The organism is Pseudomonas palmensis, from assembly GCF_049942755.1.
Classification (GTDB): Bacteria; Pseudomonadota; Gammaproteobacteria; order Pseudomonadales; family Pseudomonadaceae; genus Aquipseudomonas; species Aquipseudomonas palmensis.
In genome coordinates, this window is record NZ_CP187958.1 from 5,288,353 (window position 1) to 5,305,697 (window position 17,345).

Annotated in this window: 15 protein-coding genes; 8 read left to right on the top strand and 7 right to left on the bottom strand. The window is 66.0% G+C overall.

Annotation, left to right across the window (positions count from 1 at the left end; translation table 11 throughout):
- The first annotated feature begins 115 nt into the window (after positions 1-115).
- Entirely contained in the window at positions 116-904 is a 789-nt protein-coding gene (locus tag ACPRTJ_RS24405; protein WP_426429156.1) for an IclR family transcriptional regulator, read from the top strand.
- On the opposite strand, the gene ACPRTJ_RS24410 is transcribed toward ACPRTJ_RS24405, so the two are convergent.
- The 6 genes from ACPRTJ_RS24410 to ptrR all read right to left on the bottom strand — a co-directional run bounded on the left by ACPRTJ_RS24410 (position 872) and on the right by ptrR (position 6,961).
- Entirely contained in the window at positions 872-1,696 is an 825-nt protein-coding gene (locus tag ACPRTJ_RS24410; protein ID WP_043861228.1) for an ABC transporter ATP-binding protein, read from the bottom strand. The genes ACPRTJ_RS24405 and ACPRTJ_RS24410 overlap by 33 nt on opposite strands.
- An 86-nt stretch (positions 1,697-1,782) precedes the next feature.
- Entirely contained in the window at positions 1,783-2,841 is a 1,059-nt protein-coding gene (locus tag ACPRTJ_RS24415) for an NAD(P)/FAD-dependent oxidoreductase (protein ID WP_229590264.1), read from the bottom strand.
- Positions 2,842-2,846: 5 nt separating this feature from the next.
- The gene (locus tag ACPRTJ_RS24420) at positions 2,847-4,790 is read right to left on the bottom strand and encodes a LodA/GoxA family CTQ-dependent oxidase (RefSeq protein ID WP_426427428.1); all 1,944 of its coding nucleotides are present in this window, start codon (positions 4,788-4,790) and stop codon (positions 2,847-2,849) included.
- A 130-nt stretch (positions 4,791-4,920) separates the two neighbouring features.
- Positions 4,921-5,136: a PLD nuclease N-terminal domain-containing protein gene (locus ACPRTJ_RS24425; protein WP_282361499.1), complete on the bottom strand. Its 216-nt coding sequence runs from the start codon at positions 5,134-5,136 to the stop codon at positions 4,921-4,923.
- Between the two features lie 87 nt (positions 5,137-5,223).
- A complete protein-coding gene (locus ACPRTJ_RS24430; protein WP_043861224.1) occupies positions 5,224-5,970 on the bottom strand; it encodes a hypothetical protein in 747 nt (248 codons plus the stop codon).
- A 118-nt stretch (positions 5,971-6,088) separates the two neighbouring features.
- Positions 6,089-6,961, bottom strand: coding sequence for a putrescine utilization regulator PtrR (ptrR, locus tag ACPRTJ_RS24435; protein ID WP_088515131.1), 873 nt, complete (start codon positions 6,959-6,961; stop codon positions 6,089-6,091).
- A gap of 106 nt (positions 6,962-7,067) precedes the next feature.
- Here ptrR and ACPRTJ_RS24440 point away from each other — a divergent pair, with 106 nt between their 5' ends.
- From ACPRTJ_RS24440 to ACPRTJ_RS24465, 6 genes are all read left to right on the top strand, one after another.
- Positions 7,068-8,459, top strand: a complete 1,392-nt coding sequence (locus ACPRTJ_RS24440) for an aldehyde dehydrogenase family protein (RefSeq protein ID WP_054914471.1) — start codon at positions 7,068-7,070, stop codon at positions 8,457-8,459.
- A 215-nt stretch (positions 8,460-8,674) separates the two neighbouring features.
- A complete protein-coding gene (locus ACPRTJ_RS24445; RefSeq protein ID WP_043861222.1) occupies positions 8,675-9,718 on the top strand; it encodes a polyamine ABC transporter substrate-binding protein in 1,044 nt (347 codons plus the stop codon).
- Between the two features lie 129 nt (positions 9,719-9,847).
- Positions 9,848-11,401, top strand: a complete 1,554-nt coding sequence (locus ACPRTJ_RS24450; protein ID WP_426427431.1) for a PucR family transcriptional regulator — start codon at positions 9,848-9,850, stop codon at positions 11,399-11,401.
- A 245-nt stretch (positions 11,402-11,646) separates the two neighbouring features.
- Positions 11,647-13,107 carry an NAD-dependent succinate-semialdehyde dehydrogenase gene (locus ACPRTJ_RS24455; RefSeq protein WP_210014427.1) on the top strand — a complete coding sequence of 487 codons (1,461 nt, stop codon included), beginning with the start codon at positions 11,647-11,649 and terminating at the stop codon, positions 13,105-13,107.
- A gap of 52 nt (positions 13,108-13,159) precedes the next feature.
- Complete coding sequence (gene gabT / locus ACPRTJ_RS24460; protein WP_043861219.1) at positions 13,160-14,452, top strand: 4-aminobutyrate--2-oxoglutarate transaminase; 1,293 nt, start codon at positions 13,160-13,162, stop codon at positions 14,450-14,452.
- Between the two features lie 122 nt (positions 14,453-14,574).
- Positions 14,575-15,066: an Lrp/AsnC family transcriptional regulator gene (locus ACPRTJ_RS24465; RefSeq protein WP_043861218.1), complete on the top strand. Its 492-nt coding sequence runs from the start codon at positions 14,575-14,577 to the stop codon at positions 15,064-15,066.
- Here ACPRTJ_RS24465 and ACPRTJ_RS24470 read toward each other — a convergent pair.
- A complete protein-coding gene (locus tag ACPRTJ_RS24470) occupies positions 15,063-15,953 on the bottom strand; it encodes a LysR family transcriptional regulator (protein WP_043861217.1) in 891 nt (296 codons plus the stop codon). The genes ACPRTJ_RS24465 and ACPRTJ_RS24470 overlap by 4 nt on opposite strands.
- Before the next feature lie 125 nt (positions 15,954-16,078).
- On the opposite strand from ACPRTJ_RS24470, the gene ACPRTJ_RS24475 reads away from it, so the two are divergent.
- Entirely contained in the window at positions 16,079-17,260 is a 1,182-nt protein-coding gene (locus ACPRTJ_RS24475) for an acetyl-CoA C-acetyltransferase (protein ID WP_426427434.1), read from the top strand.
- The last annotated feature ends 85 nt before the right edge of the window (positions 17,261-17,345 follow it).

Consider the following 17,345-nt stretch of genomic DNA (forward strand, 5'->3'; position numbering starts at 1 on the left):
CGCTCGGAAAAGTCGGTATCATGCGCACCGACGCCGCGCACAAGCGGCGCGCACTTGATGCCTGATGAGGACCAGCCGCCAGCCGGCGATGAGGAGAGGCCCGTTGAAAAAAACCATTCCAGCTGCGGATGACGCCCCGCACGCGCCGGGCGAAAAACGTTCGGGCACCATTCAGTCCGTCGCCATCGCCGCCCGCTTTCTCAACGTACTGGCCAGCGCCGAGCACGAACTGGCCCTGGGGGAAGTGGCGCGGCGCACCCAGACCGGCGCGTCCACCGCGCACCGCTACCTGCAGAGTCTGGTCAAGGAGGGCCTGGCCAGGCAGGACCCGGCCAGCAGCCTGTACGACCTGGGCCCGGCGGCGCTGAGCATCGGTATCGGTGCGCTCAAGCGGGTGGATGCAGTGGAGATCGCCGCCCAGCACATGAAGGCGCTGGCCCACCAGCATGCGGCCAGCGGCGGCGTGGCGATCTGGACCGACCGTGGCCCGACGCTGGTGCGCTGGTACCGCAGCGCGTTCTTCTCGATCAACCCGCTGGCCCTGGGCGACGTGCTGCCCATCGACAACACCGCCTGCGGGCTGGTGTTCCAGGCCTTCCTGCCCAAGGCCACCATCGATGCGGCGCGCAAGCTGCAACCGGCGCACTTTCGCGGCACGGCGCCGGCCAAGGCTGTGCTGGACGAGGTGCGCAGCAGCCGCTGGGCCGAGAAGACCAGCCACCTGCTGTCGAATGTCACCGGGCAGGCCGCGCCGGTGTTCGACGCCCAGGGCGAGATCGTGTGTGTGGTGACCACGGTGACCGACCTGGGTCAGCTCAAGACGCCCGAAGACCGCGATGCGCTGTTCCGGGCGGCCAGCCGGGTCAACCAGTCAACCGGCGGCCTGCCGTGGCAAGGCGCCTGACACCACCGCCCGCTCGCGCGACAAGGGCACCAGCAGCGGCGTGCCGCTGACCGGGTCGGCGATGATCATCGAGGCCACGCCGAACACCTCCTGCACCAGGGCCTCGGTGAAGATGCGCGCCGGGTCGCCCTGGGCGACGATGGCGCCGGCCTTCATGGCGATCAGGTGCGAGGCATAGCGGCACGCCTGGTTGAGGTCATGCAGCACCGCAACGATGGTGCGGCCCTGGCGATTGAGCTCGGCCAGCAGTTCCAGCAGTTCGATCTGGTGCGCGATATCGAGGTAGGTGGTGGGCTCGTCGAGCAGCAGTACCGGCGTCTGCTGCGCCAGCACCATGGCGATCCATACCCGCTGGCGCTGGCCGCCGGACAACTCCTGCAGCAGGCGCTCGGACAGCTCGCTGACCTGCGCCGCCTGCATGGCTGCGGTCACGGCCTGTTCGTCGGCCTGCGACCATTGGCGCAGGAACGACTGGTGCGGGTAGCGCCCGCGGGCCACCAGGTCGGCCACGGTGATGCCGTCGGGCGCAACCGCGCTCTGGGGCAGCAGGCCGAGCCGCCGGGCCACGTCCTTGGCCGCGAGCGTGTGAATATCGACCTGATCGAGCAGCACCGTGCCGCTCGAAGGCACCAGCAGGCGCGACAAGGCCCGCAGCAAGGTGGATTTGCCACAGGCATTGGGGCCGACGATGACGGTAAAGGACCCTTCGGTGATAGCCACCGAAAGGTCCGTGGAGATCGTGCGCTGGTCGTAGCGAAGCGTCACGGCGTCAGCCTGCAGGCGATACGTCATGGAGAGGGTGTTCCAGTGAAGGGATTCGGCGCCAGTATTGCAGATGAGGAATTTATTCCGCAATCCGGAACGCCGGCGCCCTGCCCTCAGCCCGCCGCCATCAACGGCTGGCACTGCGCGTAGTGCCGCGCCAGGCCCTTGAGCGAATGCCCCAGGGTGATACGGGTGTGCCGGTCGTACTGGTGCAGCAGGTCCAGACGGCCCTGCTGCAACCTGGCCAGGATGGCGCGGGCAGCCAGGTCGGTGGCACCCAGGGCGTGGGTCAGCCCCTGGGACGACACCGGGTCGAAGGCGATGGCCGCCTCGCCCACCGCCAGCCAGTGCGCCGATGCACAGCGCTGCAGTGCACTGCAGCCGGCATCCAGCACCTGAACCTGCGCTGCGGCCAGTTCGTCGGCACCTGCATAGCGCTGCATCAGGCGCGTGCGCTGCAGTTGCTCGGCCAACTGCGGCGCGGTGCGCTGACCGTCACCGCCGGGAAAGAAGCGCACCAGGTGGCGCTGGCCGCTGGCGGTGGTGGCCCCGGACCACCAGCCCTGGGCATCCGCCTCGATCAGCAGCCACTCGGTGTCGGCCAGTTCCGAGCCACCTCGGGGCAGGCGCGCCGCGACGGCCACCTGACGACTCAGGCGCTGGCGTCGTGCCCCGCCGAGCCGGGCGATGCAACTGGCCTTGCCGGTGGCATCCACCACGAAACGTGCCTGCCCGCGCCAGGGGTGTTCACCTCGCCGACCGCCCAGGGTAATGCTGTCGTCGGCAAAATCGGCATGGGTCACCCGCACGTCGTCTTCACGGGTGATCCCAAGCGCCGCCGCCCTTTCCCGCAGCCGGGCGTCGAACACCCGTCGTTCCAGGAACGCGCCATGGGCGGCGCGCTCGCAGAAGTAGTCGCGAAATACCGGCTCGCTGGTCAGCCAGATCGACTGCACGCCGCAGCAGCGTCGCGCCACGGTGCTGTCGTCGAGCAGGTCGGCGTGCCCCAGTGCGGCAAGTGCAGGCAACGCCTCGGGGGACAGGCACTCGCCGGGGCGCAGCGCCGCCTCGGGTTCACGCTCCACCAGCCCCACCTGCAACCCTGCCTGCGCCAGGCGGATGGCCAGCGCCGTGCCGGCCGGCCCGGCGCCCACCACCAGCACGTCGTGCACCGGGTTCAAATCTCGTCCCTGCGCAGCCGACGACGTGGCGGTACCTTCTGCCTGGGCGGCTCCAGTTCGGTCTCGCCCAGCAACGGTGACGGCGAATCCAGGGCCTCGATCACCGCCAGCAGGTCGAGCTTGGCATTGGAGCCGGTGACCCGCTCGGGCCGCCCGCTTTCGATCCAGGCCCGCGCCGGCAACCCCAGTGCGGTCGCCTCGGGGGTGGCGTCGTGGGCCAGCAGAATGCCCAACTCCCACCAGTGGCTCACCATCAGGTTGATGCGCGTGAAGTAGCTGCCCTTCAGGTCGCGCAGCCAGTCCTCGCGGTAGGAAAAATGCTTGAGCTGCTGCGCTGGCGTGGTACGTCTTGCGCCCACACGCTCCCACGCCTCGCTGCTCAGTACCTGGTTGGGCACGCGGGCCCCCCAGTAGCTGGGGAACGACAGGTAGGTACTGGGCTCGTACTCGGCATCCGACAGGCACGAGGCCTCGTCGGTCTGCCACGGCACGCCCAGCGCGCGGGTCAGCGAACCCGGGCCCACGCCGTCCAGCGGGCCCTGGGGTGCCAGGCACACCTGTGGCGTGAGTTCGTCCCCGAAATCCTGGCGCACCGCCTGCCCCTGGGGCAGTACCGCCAGGCGATAAGGGCTGCGCCACACGCTGGGCACACGCATGAACCAGGTCAGTTCGATGCCCGGGTGGAACGGGCCGCCCAGGCATTCATGCAGGCCGGCGCGGTCCAGCGCCTGGGCCTGGGCGCGCGGTTCGAGCGTGTCGAAGTCTGCCGGCACCGGCGCGCCCTGCCAGTCGGCGACGAATTCGCCTTGCACCCACTGGCTCAAGGCCTGGTACATCAGCGGGGTGACCGCGAGCCCGACCGCGGATGGCGGCTGGGGGTCGAGGTCATAGTCGCCGTAATAGTCGCCGTACAGGGGCAACAGCGCCGGGGCGAACTCGGCGGTGCTGGCGGGGTCGCGAAACAGCGCGAAGACCTTGCGCCGAAAGTCCGCACTGGCCTCACCGGGGTCGGCCAGCCGGGCCACCACGTCGGGGTTCTGGGTATCGAGTGGCGAACCGTGGCCGCTGAGCATGAACAGGCCCTGGTTGGTCCACTGCATGTGGGTCATGCGCTCGAAGATCGGCCAGATATCGCGGGTGAACGAACAGCTCGGCTCGGCCGGCAGCTGACCCTGGCGCACGAACAGGTCGCGCACCACCTCTTCCATGGTGACCACGCCGAACAGCCCTGGCGCGTAGTTGGGGGGCGTCACCACCAGGTAGCCGGGTTCGGCATCCAGGCGCTGGCCGTTGTTGAACGTCACCCGTGCGTACACCGGGCCGTCCGACACGTCGTCGTGCCAGTCGTCGTTGTTGGCGAAGGTTGTCGGTGGGGTCTTGTCCACCCGCGGTGCGCTGTGGCCGTGCCCGCCGAGAGCGATCAGGCGCCCGGCCTCGTCGGTGCGCAGTTCGCCCAGGTACACGGGTTTGCCGTGGAAGGTGCCGGTGTCGAAATGGAAGGGCTTGCCTTGCTGGCGGCGGCCGCTGATGGTCCTGGGGCCGGGGCGGATGTCCAGGGCCTGGCGCTGCGCGCCGGTCACGTGCGGGTTGCGCCGTTTTTCGGCGATGGCGTACTGGCCGGGCAGGTCCATGGCGTTTTCGAAGGCGTACCAGCCGGCCTTGAGGTTGGCGACTTCCACGGTCCATTCGATCTGCACGCCGTCGTCCAGGCTCAGCTCCTGTACGGTGCCGTCGTGCAGTTCGGCATAGAGGCGAAAGCGCACGGCCTGGCGCCGCACCTGGCCCCTGGCATCGCGAAATTGCCCGTCGGCGCTGCTGGCCAGTGCCCCTGGCACTTGCGCGGCGAGTACGTACTCCTCATCGCCATCGGCGTTGCCGACACGGGCAACGCCGAGCCCTGGGTGCACACGAATGGATTTGATCGATGCCGGGCTGATCATGGCCGTCTAGCCTCCTTGCCAGTGGGGTCTGCGCGAATGCGCAATTTCGCGCTCAACGCTAGATGGCGAATGGAGGGGTGTCAAATGGCCATATCAGCCAGCAATCCGAAGCTCAATTTGCGCCGTTGAGTCAGCCGTTGCGAGAGGCCGCGTTGTTGTTGATCGCCTTGGGCCCCGCCACGCCCCACACGATCAGGCCGACCAGCGGCACGAACACCACCAGCACGATCCACAACATCTTGCGGTCGGCTCTGCTCTTGCTGCCGATGATGCTCTTGATGGCCCACAGTTCCACCAGGGCCAGGATTACCGCCAATGTGATCCAGATATAACCGTTGTTTTGCATGCGTCATCTCCCGAATGGTATTGCGTTAGGTCAGGCGACGCCGCGATGGTTCAGTGAATCTGCGCCCAAAGGCGCCAGGCAGACACCTCACTGCACCGGCAGAAAGTTCATCAGCAACAGGCTCTGCGCATAGTTCAGGCCGATGCGCCGGTAGCGCTCGTCGAGCATCTGGGTCAGCAGGTCCAGGCGCGCGACGATCTTGCCGAACTCCACGGCAAAGCTCAGGTTGCTGCCCGCCTCGGAGATTTCGTTGGAGAACAGCAACAGCACGCCATTGGCATCCTGGCGCTGGCTCAGCAGCCAGGTGGCCTTCTCGATGTTGCGCGCTGCGTTGCTGACGAACTGCGGGTCGATGGTGTCGGTGATGAAGAATTCGGTACGCCCGCCATGGGCGGTCACCAGCATGCTGCCGATGGCGTAGATGAACGCGCCAACGCGGTCCCCCCTGAACTCCGGGCTCAGGGCATAGCTCAGTGCCGCCAGGTCGCGGCGCTCGCCCAGCTGCGGCAAGGCCTGGCGCTGCTCGATGGCCTGGCGGATCTGCCGCTCGGCACTGGCAGCATCGAGAAAGCCCGATTCGCGCCACTGGTTGGGGTTGCGCAGGTACAGCTTGCTCATCAACAGGTACAGGCTCTGCAGGTTGTCCTGCATCGACAGCGTGGCCATGCGATCGACGCTGGTCTGGAACAGTTCCTGGGGCCGGCCGTTGCCTAGCTGGGTGGCGATATCGCGCCCCTGCTGCTGGGTACAGCCAGCGGCGCAGGCCATCAGCGTGCCCGCCAGCAACAGCCGGCGCAGCACGCGCTGGGGTGGAACGCAAAGCGGATAAACCATCGGCACCGGGGTCTGAATTCACGGGCCGCGTTGGGGATCGACGCGGCCTGGCGATGAATAGAGCCGAAAAAACGCAAAAAGTGCGATAACCGCCAGACCGCAGTGGCGCCACGCCGCATTATTGGAGCACCGCGCCCCGCTCCTCCAGCAGTTTCACGAACATCGCCAGGCTGCGCGACACCGTGCCGCTGCGCCATACCAGCCAGGTGCGCAGGTAGCGAAAACGTTGCGACATCGGCCACACGCTGACCGTGGCGCACCCCGGCATGCTCTCGAGCATGCTGCGTGGCATCAGCGCCAGCCCCGCCCCTGCGCTCACGCAGGCGAGCATGCCGTGGTAGCTCTCCAGTTCGAAGATCTTGCCCGGCACGGCGGCATCCTGGGTGAACCAGCGCTCGAAATGATGGCGGTACGAACAGTTGGCCCGGAACGCATAGATGCTCTGCCCGTTGACGTCCTGGCCACGATGGATCGGCGCATGGTTGAGCGGCGCGATGATGACCATCTCCTCCTCGAACACCGGCACGCCCTCCAGCGAAGGGTGCAGCACCGGGCCGTCGACGAAGGCCGCCGCCAGGCGTCCCGACAGCACGCCCTCGATCATGGTGCCCGACGGCCCGGTGGAGAGGTCCAGCTCGACCTTGGCGTACTGCTGGTTGTAGGCCGCCAGCAACGCGGGGATGCGCACCGCTGCGGTACTTTCCAGCGAGCCCAGCGAGAACGCCCCCTGGGGTTCCTCCCCCGCCACGGTCAGGCGGGCCTCCTCCACCAAGGCCAGGATGCGCTTGGCGTACTCCAGGAAGGTCCAGCCGGCCGGCGAGAGGCGCAGGCGCAGCTTTTCACGAATGAACAGCTCCACCCCCAGGTCGGCTTCCAGCTGCTTGATCCGCGTGGTCAGGTTCGACGGCACGCGGTGGATGTGCTGGGCGGCTGCGCTGATGCTGCCGTGCTCGGCCACGGCGGTGAAGATCTCAAGCTGTACCAGGTCCAAAAACATTCTCCAAACGTGAAAGAAACCGTTTTTATTATTCAGTTTTCGAAAGATTAGCACGGCATTACGCTGGGCCCCTGTTTCCCTTCTGACAGGAACGCCCGCCATGACCGACATAACCAGCCACACCCATGCCCTCTCGATCAACCCGGCCACCGGTGAACGCATCGGCCACTACGCCTATGAAACCGACGCACTGATGGACGCCGCCCTGGGCCGCGCCGCTGCCGGGTTTGCCGGCTGGCGGCGTACCCCGCTGGCCACCCGCTCGGCCCTGCTGGTGAAACTCGCCGGCGTGCTGCGCGACAACGCCCAGGCCATGGCGCGGATGATTACCCTGGAAATGGGCAAGCCTGCGGCCCAGGCCCGCGGCGAAGTGGAAAAGTGCGCCCAGCTGTGCGAGTGGTACGCCGAGAACGGGCCGGCCATGCTGGCCCCCGAGCCAACCCAGGTACCCGACGCCAAGGCCCACATCGAATACCGCCCACTGGGCCCGATCCTGGCGGTGATGCCGTGGAACTTCCCGCTGTGGCAAGTGCTGCGCGGTGCGGTACCCGCGCTGATCGCCGGCAACACCTACGTGCTCAAGCACGCGCCCAATGTGATGGGCTCGGCCTACCTGCTGCGCGATGCGTTCCAGCAGGCCGAATTCCCCGAAGGCGTGTTCGAGGTGCTCAACGTGACGCCTGAGGGCGTATCCAGGGCCATCGTCGACCCGCGCATCGTCGCCGTGACCCTTACCGGCAGCGTGCGTGCCGGTGCCGCCATCGGTGCCCAGGCCGGTGCCGCGCTGAAAAAATGCGTACTGGAACTGGGCGGCTCCGACCCGTTCATCGTGTTGAACGATGCCGACCTGGATGCCGCCGTACAGGCTGCCGTGATCGGCCGCTACCAGAACACCGGCCAGGTGTGCGCGGCAGCCAAGAGGCTGATCGTCGAAGCCGGCGTGGTCGAGGCATTCACCCGCAAGTTCGTCGAGAAAACCCGCGCGCTGGTGATGGGCGACCCGTTGCTGGCCGACACCTACCTGGGGCCGATGGCGCGTCATGACCTGCGCGACGAGCTCGACCAGCAGGTCCAGGCCACCCTGGCCGAAGGCGCCACGCTGCTGCTGGGCGGGCACAAGGTCGAAGGCCCGGGCAACTACTACGCGCCCACGGTACTGGCCGACGTCACCGACCAGATGACCTCGTTCCGCCAGGAGCTGTTCGGCCCGGTGGCCTCGATCATCACTGCCCGGGATGCGCGCCACGCCCTGCAGCTGGCCAACGACAGCGAATTCGGCCTGACCTCGACCGTGTACACCCGGGATGCGGCACTGGCCCGACAACTGGCCGACGAACTGGAGTGCGGCGGCGTGTTCATCAACGGCTACAGCGCCAGTGATCCGCGCGTGACCTTCGGTGGGGTGAAGAAGAGCGGCTTTGGCCGCGAACTCTCGCACTTCGGCGTTCGCGAGTTCTGCAACGCGCAGACCGTATGGTTCGATCGCCACTAAAGTACGAAGCACCTTCCTATAAAGCGCAGGATAAAAAAATAGGCTTATCCTGCGTTTAATAGATACCCATGGCAGCGCTTATCCATTAGCCTCAACTCACTCTCAAACACAGCAGGCACCTTGCCACTATAAAAATCAGCACCTTTCATCTATTTTGCGCCCGCTTGCAACTGCCAAACATAACTCGAAATAACAGTCTTGATTGGAGCGTTCGAATGTCGAAAAAACTCTTCACCCTCACCGTGCTCGGTGGCCTGATGCTCGCCAACAGTGCCTTTGCCGACAAGCTCACGGTGATCTCCTATGGTGGCGCGAGCAAGGCCGCGCAGGTCACCGCGTTCTACAAGCCCTACGAAGAAAAGACCAAGACCCAGGTGATCGCTGGCGAGTGGAACGGTGAAATCTCCAAGCTCATCGCCATGAACGACACCAAGACCGTGACCTGGGACGTGCTCGATACCGAAGACACCGACCGTGCCCGTGGCTGTGAAGAAGGTCTGTTCGAAAAACTCGACTACGAACGCCTCGGCACGCCGGGCGACTGGATCGAAGGCACCAAGAGTGACGACGGCTGTGGCGTCGGTATCTTCGTGTGGTCCAACGTGCTGGCCTACAACGCCGACAAACTGAAGGTCGCCCCTACCGGCTGGGCCGACTTCTGGGACGTGAAGAAATTCCCGGGCAAGCGCAGCCTGCGCAAGTCTGCCCGTGGCTCGCTGGAATTCGCCCTGATGGCCGACGGCGTGCCGCCTGCCGAAGTCTACAAGCTGCTCAGCACCAAAGAAGGTGTGGACCGCGCCTTCAAGAAACTGGACGAGATCAAGCCGTACATTCAGTGGTGGGAAGCCGGTGCACAGCCGCCGCAGTACCTGGTGGCTGGCGATGTGGTGATGGCGTCCTCGTACAACGGCCGCATCCACGCTGCACAGCAGAGCGGCAGCAACCTGAAGATCGTCTGGAACCAGAACCTGTACCAGTTCGACGAGTGGGCCATCCCGCGCGGCACCAAGAACCTGGACAAGGCCTACGACTTCATCAAGTTCGCCATGCAGCCTGAGCAGCAGAAGCTCTACACCGAGCAGATGGCCTACGGCCCGTCCAACACCAAGGCCGCCGAAATGCTCGACAAGTCGCTGGCTGACGACCTGCCCACCGCGGCAGAGAACCAGAAGAATGCACTGCGGGTAAACGTCGAGTTCTGGCTCGAGAACGCAGAAACGCTTGAACAGAAGTTCAACGCCTGGGCTAGCAAGTCCTGATTTCCCCTCCCTGTGCGCCTCATGGATGATCAGCGCACAGGTTCTATTCTCCTGTCCAGGGCCCTCCCCGCAGCCATGTCCAGTCCGCTAGACTGCGATCCTCTATCGTGTCTGGATCGTGGATTGCACATGAAACTCGCCACAGCCCTGGAACAGACCTCCCTCAGCCAGGCCACCGTGGTCGCGGGCAGGCAATGCCTGGACCGCGACCTGGCGTGGGTGCATATCGTCGATCACCCCGACATCTTCAACTGGCTGAAAAAGGGCGACCTGCTGCTGACCACCGGCTACAACTGGCCGCAAGACCCGCAAAAATGCCGCGACATGGTTCGCCGCCTGGCCGAGCTGGGCCTGGCCGGGGTCGTGATGGCAGTCCCGCACTTTCACGAACACTTCCCCCAGGCGGCCATCGAAGAGGCCGACCGCTGCTGTTTTCCCTTGCTGGAACTGCCTTGGGAAGTCGCCTTCAGCGACATCACCCAGCAGGTTCTCGAACAGATCATCAACTTCCAGACCCGCATCATCCGTCGCTCCGACCTTATCCACCGCATGCTCACCCGCGCTGCCATCGAGGCCGACAACCTGCAGAGCCTGGCCAGCGCACTCACCAGCGCCCTGGAACTGCCGGCGCTGATCGTGGCCAGCTCCGGCAGTGTGCTGGGGGCCAGCGAGCCGGCCAATGACGCCGTGGAGCTTGCCGTGATGCGCCACCTGAACGAGCAGGCCAACCTGCTGCAGGGGGTCGAGCCGCAGGTGCTGGAGCTGGACGCCGATGCCGGCGCGTTTCGCCTGGGCTGCCCCATCCGCCTGCAGGGCGAGCGGGTCGGCGTGGTGTGGCTCAAGGGCCAGCGGGACAGCTTCGAGGAGCTGCACTGCCGCGCAGTGGAACATGCTGCGCTGATCGCCGCCCTGCAGCTGTCCCATCAACGCGAATTGCTGGACCAGGAAAACCGCCTGGGCCATGCCCTGGTGGCAGGTCTGCTGGAAGGCAAGTTCCCCGAAACGCCGCGCGCCATCGAACGTGCGCTGGTGTCCGGCTGGTGTCATACCCGCGATTACCGCGTGTGCCTGGTGTTGCTGGACGAGCCGATTCCCCTCAGCCGCGAGGGCTTCCAGCGGCGCAAGGAGCAGGCCGAGCGCATCACCGAGATCATGCAGGGGTTGGGAATCGCGCCCCTGCTGTCGGTGTCGTTGAACCAGATCAGCCTGATCGTGCCGGCCGATGTGATGCCCGAGTCGATCTGGAAGCATATTCGACTGGACGGCGGCGCCATGGCCGCCAGCCGCGTGCACCGGGGCGTGGCAGGCATGGCCCAGGGCGCCGGGGATGTGGCCAGCCTGCTGCCGCTGCTGCGCCCGGGCAAGCTGCATGGGTTTGACGAAGTGCTGTTTCCGCGGGCGCTGATGGGCGACGACGATGCACGGCGCATGCTGCTGGAGCGCCTGGTGACCCCGCTGACCCGGCACAAGAACGGCGCCATGCTCATGGAAACCCTGTGCACCCTTGCCAGCGAAGGCTTTCAGCTGGCCAGCAGCGCCCGCTGCCTGGACATCCACATCAGCACATTACGCTACCGCGTGGAGCGCATCGAAGAGCTGCTGCAGCTGTCGATGGAGAACCCGCAGGCGCGCTTTCAGCTGCAGGTGGCAACCGAGATGTACCGCCTGCAGAACGACGCCTGACAAACAATCTGCTGCCTGTACCGCCCGGTGGCGGGCCAGGCCCGCTCCAGCAGGCCGTCAGTGGCCTTGCGGGAGCGGGCTTGACCGGCGCTGGAGACACCTCGACCACCCCCGCAGCATAGTGTGCTGCCAACCTCCTCAATACGGCATTTATGCCTGGCCCGAGCGGCCATCTCGGCATCGGTCACTGCGTGCCTGTTCTTACAATCGTGCCATTCACCGGACCCGTAGAAGGCACCCTCTCCATGTTGAAAAGCACACTGCGTGACCCCTCGCTGCTTGTCGAACGCGCTTACGTCAATGGCAGCTGGATCGATGCCGACAACGGCGAAACGATTGCCGTGATCAACCCCGCCGACGGCAGCGAAATCGCCCGGGTCCCAGCCCTCGGCGCCGCCGAGACGCGACGCGCCATCGAGGCCGCCCAGGCCCGTTTCGAAAGCTGGCGCGAAGTCCCCGCCGCCACCCGCGCACGTCACCTGGAAGCCTGGTACAGCCTGATCCTGGAAAACCAGGAAGACCTGGCGCTGATCATGACCGCCGAACAAGGCAAGCCCCTGAGCGAGTCGCGCGGCGAAATCGGCTACGGCGCCAGCTTCGTCAAATGGTTTGCCGAAGAGGCCCGTCGCATCTACGGCGACACCATCCCCGCGCCCACCAACGACCGCCGCATCCTGGTGCTCAAGCAGCCGATCGGCGTGGTGGCGGCCATCACCCCGTGGAACTTCCCCAACGCGATGATCACGCGCAAATGCGCGCCGGCCCTGGCCGCCGGCTGCACCGTGCTGGTCAAGCCGTCCGAGATGACCCCGCTGTCGGCCCTGGCCCTGGCGGTACTGGCAGATCGTGCTGGCATCCCGGCCGGGGTGTTCAACGTGCTCACCGGCCTGCCTGCCGGCATCGGCAGCGAAGTGACCGCCAACCAGGCCGTGCGCAAGTTGTCGTTCACCGGCTCCACGCGCATCGGCAAGCTGCTGATGAGCCAGTGCGCCGACACCCTCAAGCGCCTGAGCCTGGAGCTGGGTGGCAACGCGCCGTTCATCGTGTTCGACGACGCCGACCTCGACCTGGCGATTGCCGGGGTGATGCTGAGCAAGTTCCGCAACGCCGGGCAGACCTGCGTGTGCGCCAACCGCATTCTGGTGCAGGACGGCATCTACGACCGCTTCGCCGAGCGCCTGCGGGCTGCCGTGGCCGAGCTGAAGGTGGGTGATGGCCTGGGCGAGAACGTGACCATCGGCCCGCTGATCAACGCCGCCGCCGTCGCAAAAGTCGCCAGCCACATCGGCGATGCGGTGGAAAAAGGCGCCAGCATCTCGATTGGCGGCGTGCCCGACGACACCGGCCTGTTCGTGCAGCCGACCGTGCTGCTGGACGCCACCACCGACATGCTGCTGGCCACCGAAGAGACCTTCGGCCCGGTTGCCCCGCTGTTCCGTTTCAAGGACGAAGCCGAGGCCCTGGCCATCGCCAACGCTACCCCGTTCGGCCTGGGCGCCTACTACTTCACCCAGGACATGCGCCGCGCCTGGCGTGTGGGCGAGCGCCTGGAGTTCGGCATGGTCGGCCTGAACACCGGGATCATCTCCATGGAAGTGGCCCCGTTCGGCGGCATGAAACAGTCCGGTACCGGCCGTGAAGGCTCCAAGTACGGCCTGGACGAGTTCCTCGAAATCAAGGCCTGGCACATGGGCGGCCTCGACTGAATACCTGCGTTCCCGAACCCCTGACACCATCGTTAGTTAATGGAGCTGCACCATGAATTCTGCACTGACTGAAAATCAACGCCTGCTGGCCCTGCGCGAGCAGCACGTACCCCGCGGCATCGCCACCGCCCACCCGATCGTGGTCAGCCACGCCCAGGGTTCGGAGCTGTGGGACGTGGACGGCAAGCGCTACCTGGACTTCGTCGGCGGCATCGGCGTGCTCAACGTCGGCCACAACCACCCGCGTGTGGTCGAGGCCGTGCGCCGCCAGGTGGGCGAGATCTCCCATGCCAGCTTCCAGGTGGTGGCCTATGCGTCGTACATCGATGTGGCAGCGCGCCTGAACGCCATGGTCGGTGGCGGCGAAGCCTACAAGAGCGTGCTGTTCACCTCCGGCGCCGAAGCGGTGGAGAACGCCATCAAAATCGCCCGTGGCTACACCAACCGCCCGGCGGTGATCTCGTTCCGCGGCGGCTTCCACGGGCGCACCCTGCTGGGCGTCACCCTGACCGGCATGAGCCAGCCGTACAAGCAGAACTTCGGCCCGTTCCCGGCCGAGATCTACCACGCCACCTACCCCAACGAATACCGCGGCGTGAGCAGTGACGACGCCCTGGCCGAACTCGACCACCTGTTCGCCACCGACGTGGCCCCCGACCGCGTGGCGGCCATCCTGATCGAGCCGGTGCAAGGCGATGGCGGCTTCCTGCGCGCCCCCGATGCCTTCCTGCGTGCCCTGCGCGAACGCTGCACGCGCCACGGCATCGTGCTGATCCTGGACGAGATCCAGGCCGGCTTCGGGCGTACCGGCAAGCCGTTCGGCTTCCAGCACTCGGGCATCCAGCCTGACCTGGTGACCGTGGCCAAGAGCCTGGCCGGCGGCATGCCGCTGTCGGGTGTGGTGGGGCGTGCCGAGATCATGGACGCGCCGACCCCGGGCGGCCTGGGCGGCACCTACGGCGGCAACGCCGTGGCCTGCGCGGCTGCACTGGCGGTGATGGACCTGTTCGAGGAAGAAGACCTGCTGGCCCAGGGCGAGCAGCGTGCGGTGCAACTGCGTGAAGGCCTGCTGGCCCTGCAGAACCGCTACCCGTGCATCGGCGACGTGCGTGGCCTGGGCTTCATGCAGGCCATCGAGATCGTGGCCGACGACGCCGCGCAGACCCCGGACGCGAACCTGGCCCAGGCCATCATCGACCAGGCCCGTGAAGCCGGCCTGCTGGTGATCAAGTGCGGCGTGTACCGCAACGTGGTGCGCTTCCTGGCACCGCTGGTGACCACCGAGGCGCAGATTTCCGAAGCGCTGCGCATGCTCGACCAGGCGTTGACCCGCGCTACGGCCTAATCCGCCCCTCTGCGGCGCCACCTTCGCTGGCAATGCCGGCTCCCGCCGGGAGCGGCCTTGCCAGCGAAGGCCCCGTGGGTGAAAGTGTGTTTTTTTGTCATCCCGCATTTCAGGAGTCAGGAATGGAAGCGGCAACCAAGCTCGATCGGATCGATATCAACATCCTGGTCCAGTTGCAGAAAGACGGCCGCATGACCAACGTCAGCCTGGCCGAAGCCGTGGGGCTGTCGCCCAGCCCGTGCCTGCAACGGGTCAAGCGACTCGAGGCGGCAGGCTATATCAGCGGCTACGAAGCCCACCTGAACCTGGCAAAGTTCGCCAACTCGGTAACCATCTTCACCGAAGTCACACTGAGCGACCACAAACGCTCCGACTTTCAGAAATTCGAATCGAGCATCCGCAACATCGACGAAGTGCTCGAATGCCACCTGATCAGCGGTGGCTATGACTACCTGGTGCGCTTTCTGACCAGCAGCATCCAGCATTACCAGGAGCTGATGGAAACCATCCTCGACCAGAACATCGGCATCGAGAAGTACTTCAGCTACATCGTGATCAAGTCGCCGGTGATGAAGAACAAGGTGCCCCTGCGCAGCCTGCTCGCCGCCGTCTAGCGCCTGGCCTCGGCCTGCTGTTCATGCAGGCTGTCGAACAACGCCTGGGCCGCAGCCGACAGTTCGTGGCCCGGCTTGCTCAGCACCCCGATGGCACGTTCCACCGGGTCGCGCAGGGTGATGCAGCGCGCGCCCAGCTCGTGCATCTGGCCGGCGCACAGGGCCGGCACCGCGCTGACCCCAAGCCCGCTGGCCACCATGCGACCCACTGTCACCAGTTGATGGCTCTCGAACTCCACCGCCAGCTTCATGCCGCGCGCCTTGAGGTGTTCTTCGAGCATCACGCGCACGTTCGAGGGCCGTTGCAAGGTAATGAACGGCTGCTGCAGCAAGGTCTGCCAGTCGATTTCATCCAGCGCGGCCAGGGGCGAATCCAGCGGCACCACGGCAGTGAACCGGTCGACGTACAGGGGCGAGAACACCAGCGACGAGCCTTCGAACGGTTCGAACGCCACCCCCAGCTCCACCTGGCGGTCACGCACCATCTCCAGCACCTGTTCGTTGATCACGTCGTTCACCGTGACCCCGATGTTCGGGTAGCGGGTGCGAAAGTTCTTCAGGATGGGCGGCAGCAGGTTGCCGGCGAACGACGGCATCGCCGCAATGGTCACGCGCCCGCGCTGCAGGGTGAAGCGCTGGCGGATCTCGTCCTCGGCGTTGTCCCAGTCGGCAAGCAGGCGGCGCGCCAGGGGCAGCAGCGATTCGCCTTCCGGGGTCAGCGTGACGTTGCGCGTGGTGCGCGTGAACAGCCGCCCGCCCAGGCCCTCCTCCAGCGACTTGATGGTCAGGCTCAGTGCCGACTGCGACAGGTGCAGACGCTCGCAGGCCACCGCAAAACTCAGGCTCTGGGCCACTGCCCAGAAGGCACGCAGTTGCTTGACGGTCATGCTGACTCCGGCAAAAGGAGGAATTGTTGAGGTTTATCGATCAATCCATCTCAAAAATCAACTTAACAAATATATGTAATGGCGCAACACTCACGCCACTGGACCACTAACAAGGAGAATATTCCATGCAAGACGTCGTCATTGTCGCGGCCACTCGTACCGCCATCGGCAGTTTCCAGGGTTCGCTGGCCGCCATCCCGGCCCCGGAGCTGGGCGCAGCGGTGATCCGCCGCCTGCTGGAGCAGACCGGGCTGGCCGGCAGCGAAGTGGATGAGGTGATTCTGGGCCAGGTGCTCACCGCCGGCAGCGGCCAGAACCCGGCGCGCCAGGCCGCGATCAAGGCCGGCCTGCCCCATGCGGTACCGGCCCTGACCCTGAACAAGGTCTGCGGCTCGGGCCTCAAGGCCCTGCACCTGGGCGCCCAGGCGATCCGCTGTGGCGACGCCGAGGTGATCATCGCCGGCGGCATGGAGAACATGAGCCTGGCCCCCTACGTGCTGCCTGCCGCGCGCACCGGCCTGCGCATGGGCCATGCCAGCATGATCGACAGCATGATCAGCGACGGCCTGTGGGATGCCTTCAACGACTACCACATGGGCATCACCGCCGAGAACCTGGTGGACAAGTACGCCATCACCCGTGAGGCCCAGGACGCCTTTGCCGCCGCCTCGCAGCAAAAGGCCTGCGCGGCCATCGAAGCCGGCCGCTTTGCCGACGAGATCACCCCGATCCAGATCCCGCAGCGCAAGGGTGAGCCGCTGGTGTTCGCCACCGACGAACAGCCCCGCGCCGGCACCACCGCCGAGTCGCTGGCCAAGCTCAAGCCGGCGTTCAAGAAGGACGGCAGCGTGACGGCGGGCAACGCCTCGAGCCTCAACGACGGCGCAGCGGCGGTGCTGCTGATGAGCGCGGCCAAGGCCAAGGCCCTGGGCATGCCGGTACTGGCGCGCATTGCGGCCTATGCCAATGCGGGCGTGGACCCGGCGATCATGGGTATCGGCCCGGTCAGCGCGACCCGTCGCTGCCTGCAGAAGGCCGACTGGTCGCTGGATCAGCTGGACCTGATCGAAGCCAACGAAGCCTTCGCGGCCCAGGCGTTGTCGGTGGGCCAGGAGCTGGGCTGGGACGCGAGCAAGGTCAACGTCAACGGCGGCGCGATTGCCCTGGGCCACCCGATCGGTGCCTCGGGTTGCCGGGTGCTGGTGTCGTTGCTGCACGAGATGATCAAGCGTGATGCGAAGAAGGGCCTGGCAACCCTGTGCATCGGTGGTGGGCAGGGTGTGGCGTTGGCCATCGAGCGCGCCTGACCCTCGATCTGCAGCGCCTCGTCGCGGGTCAAGCCCGCTCCCACAAGATTGCCGTGGCCCCTGTGGGAGCGGGCTTGACCCGCGA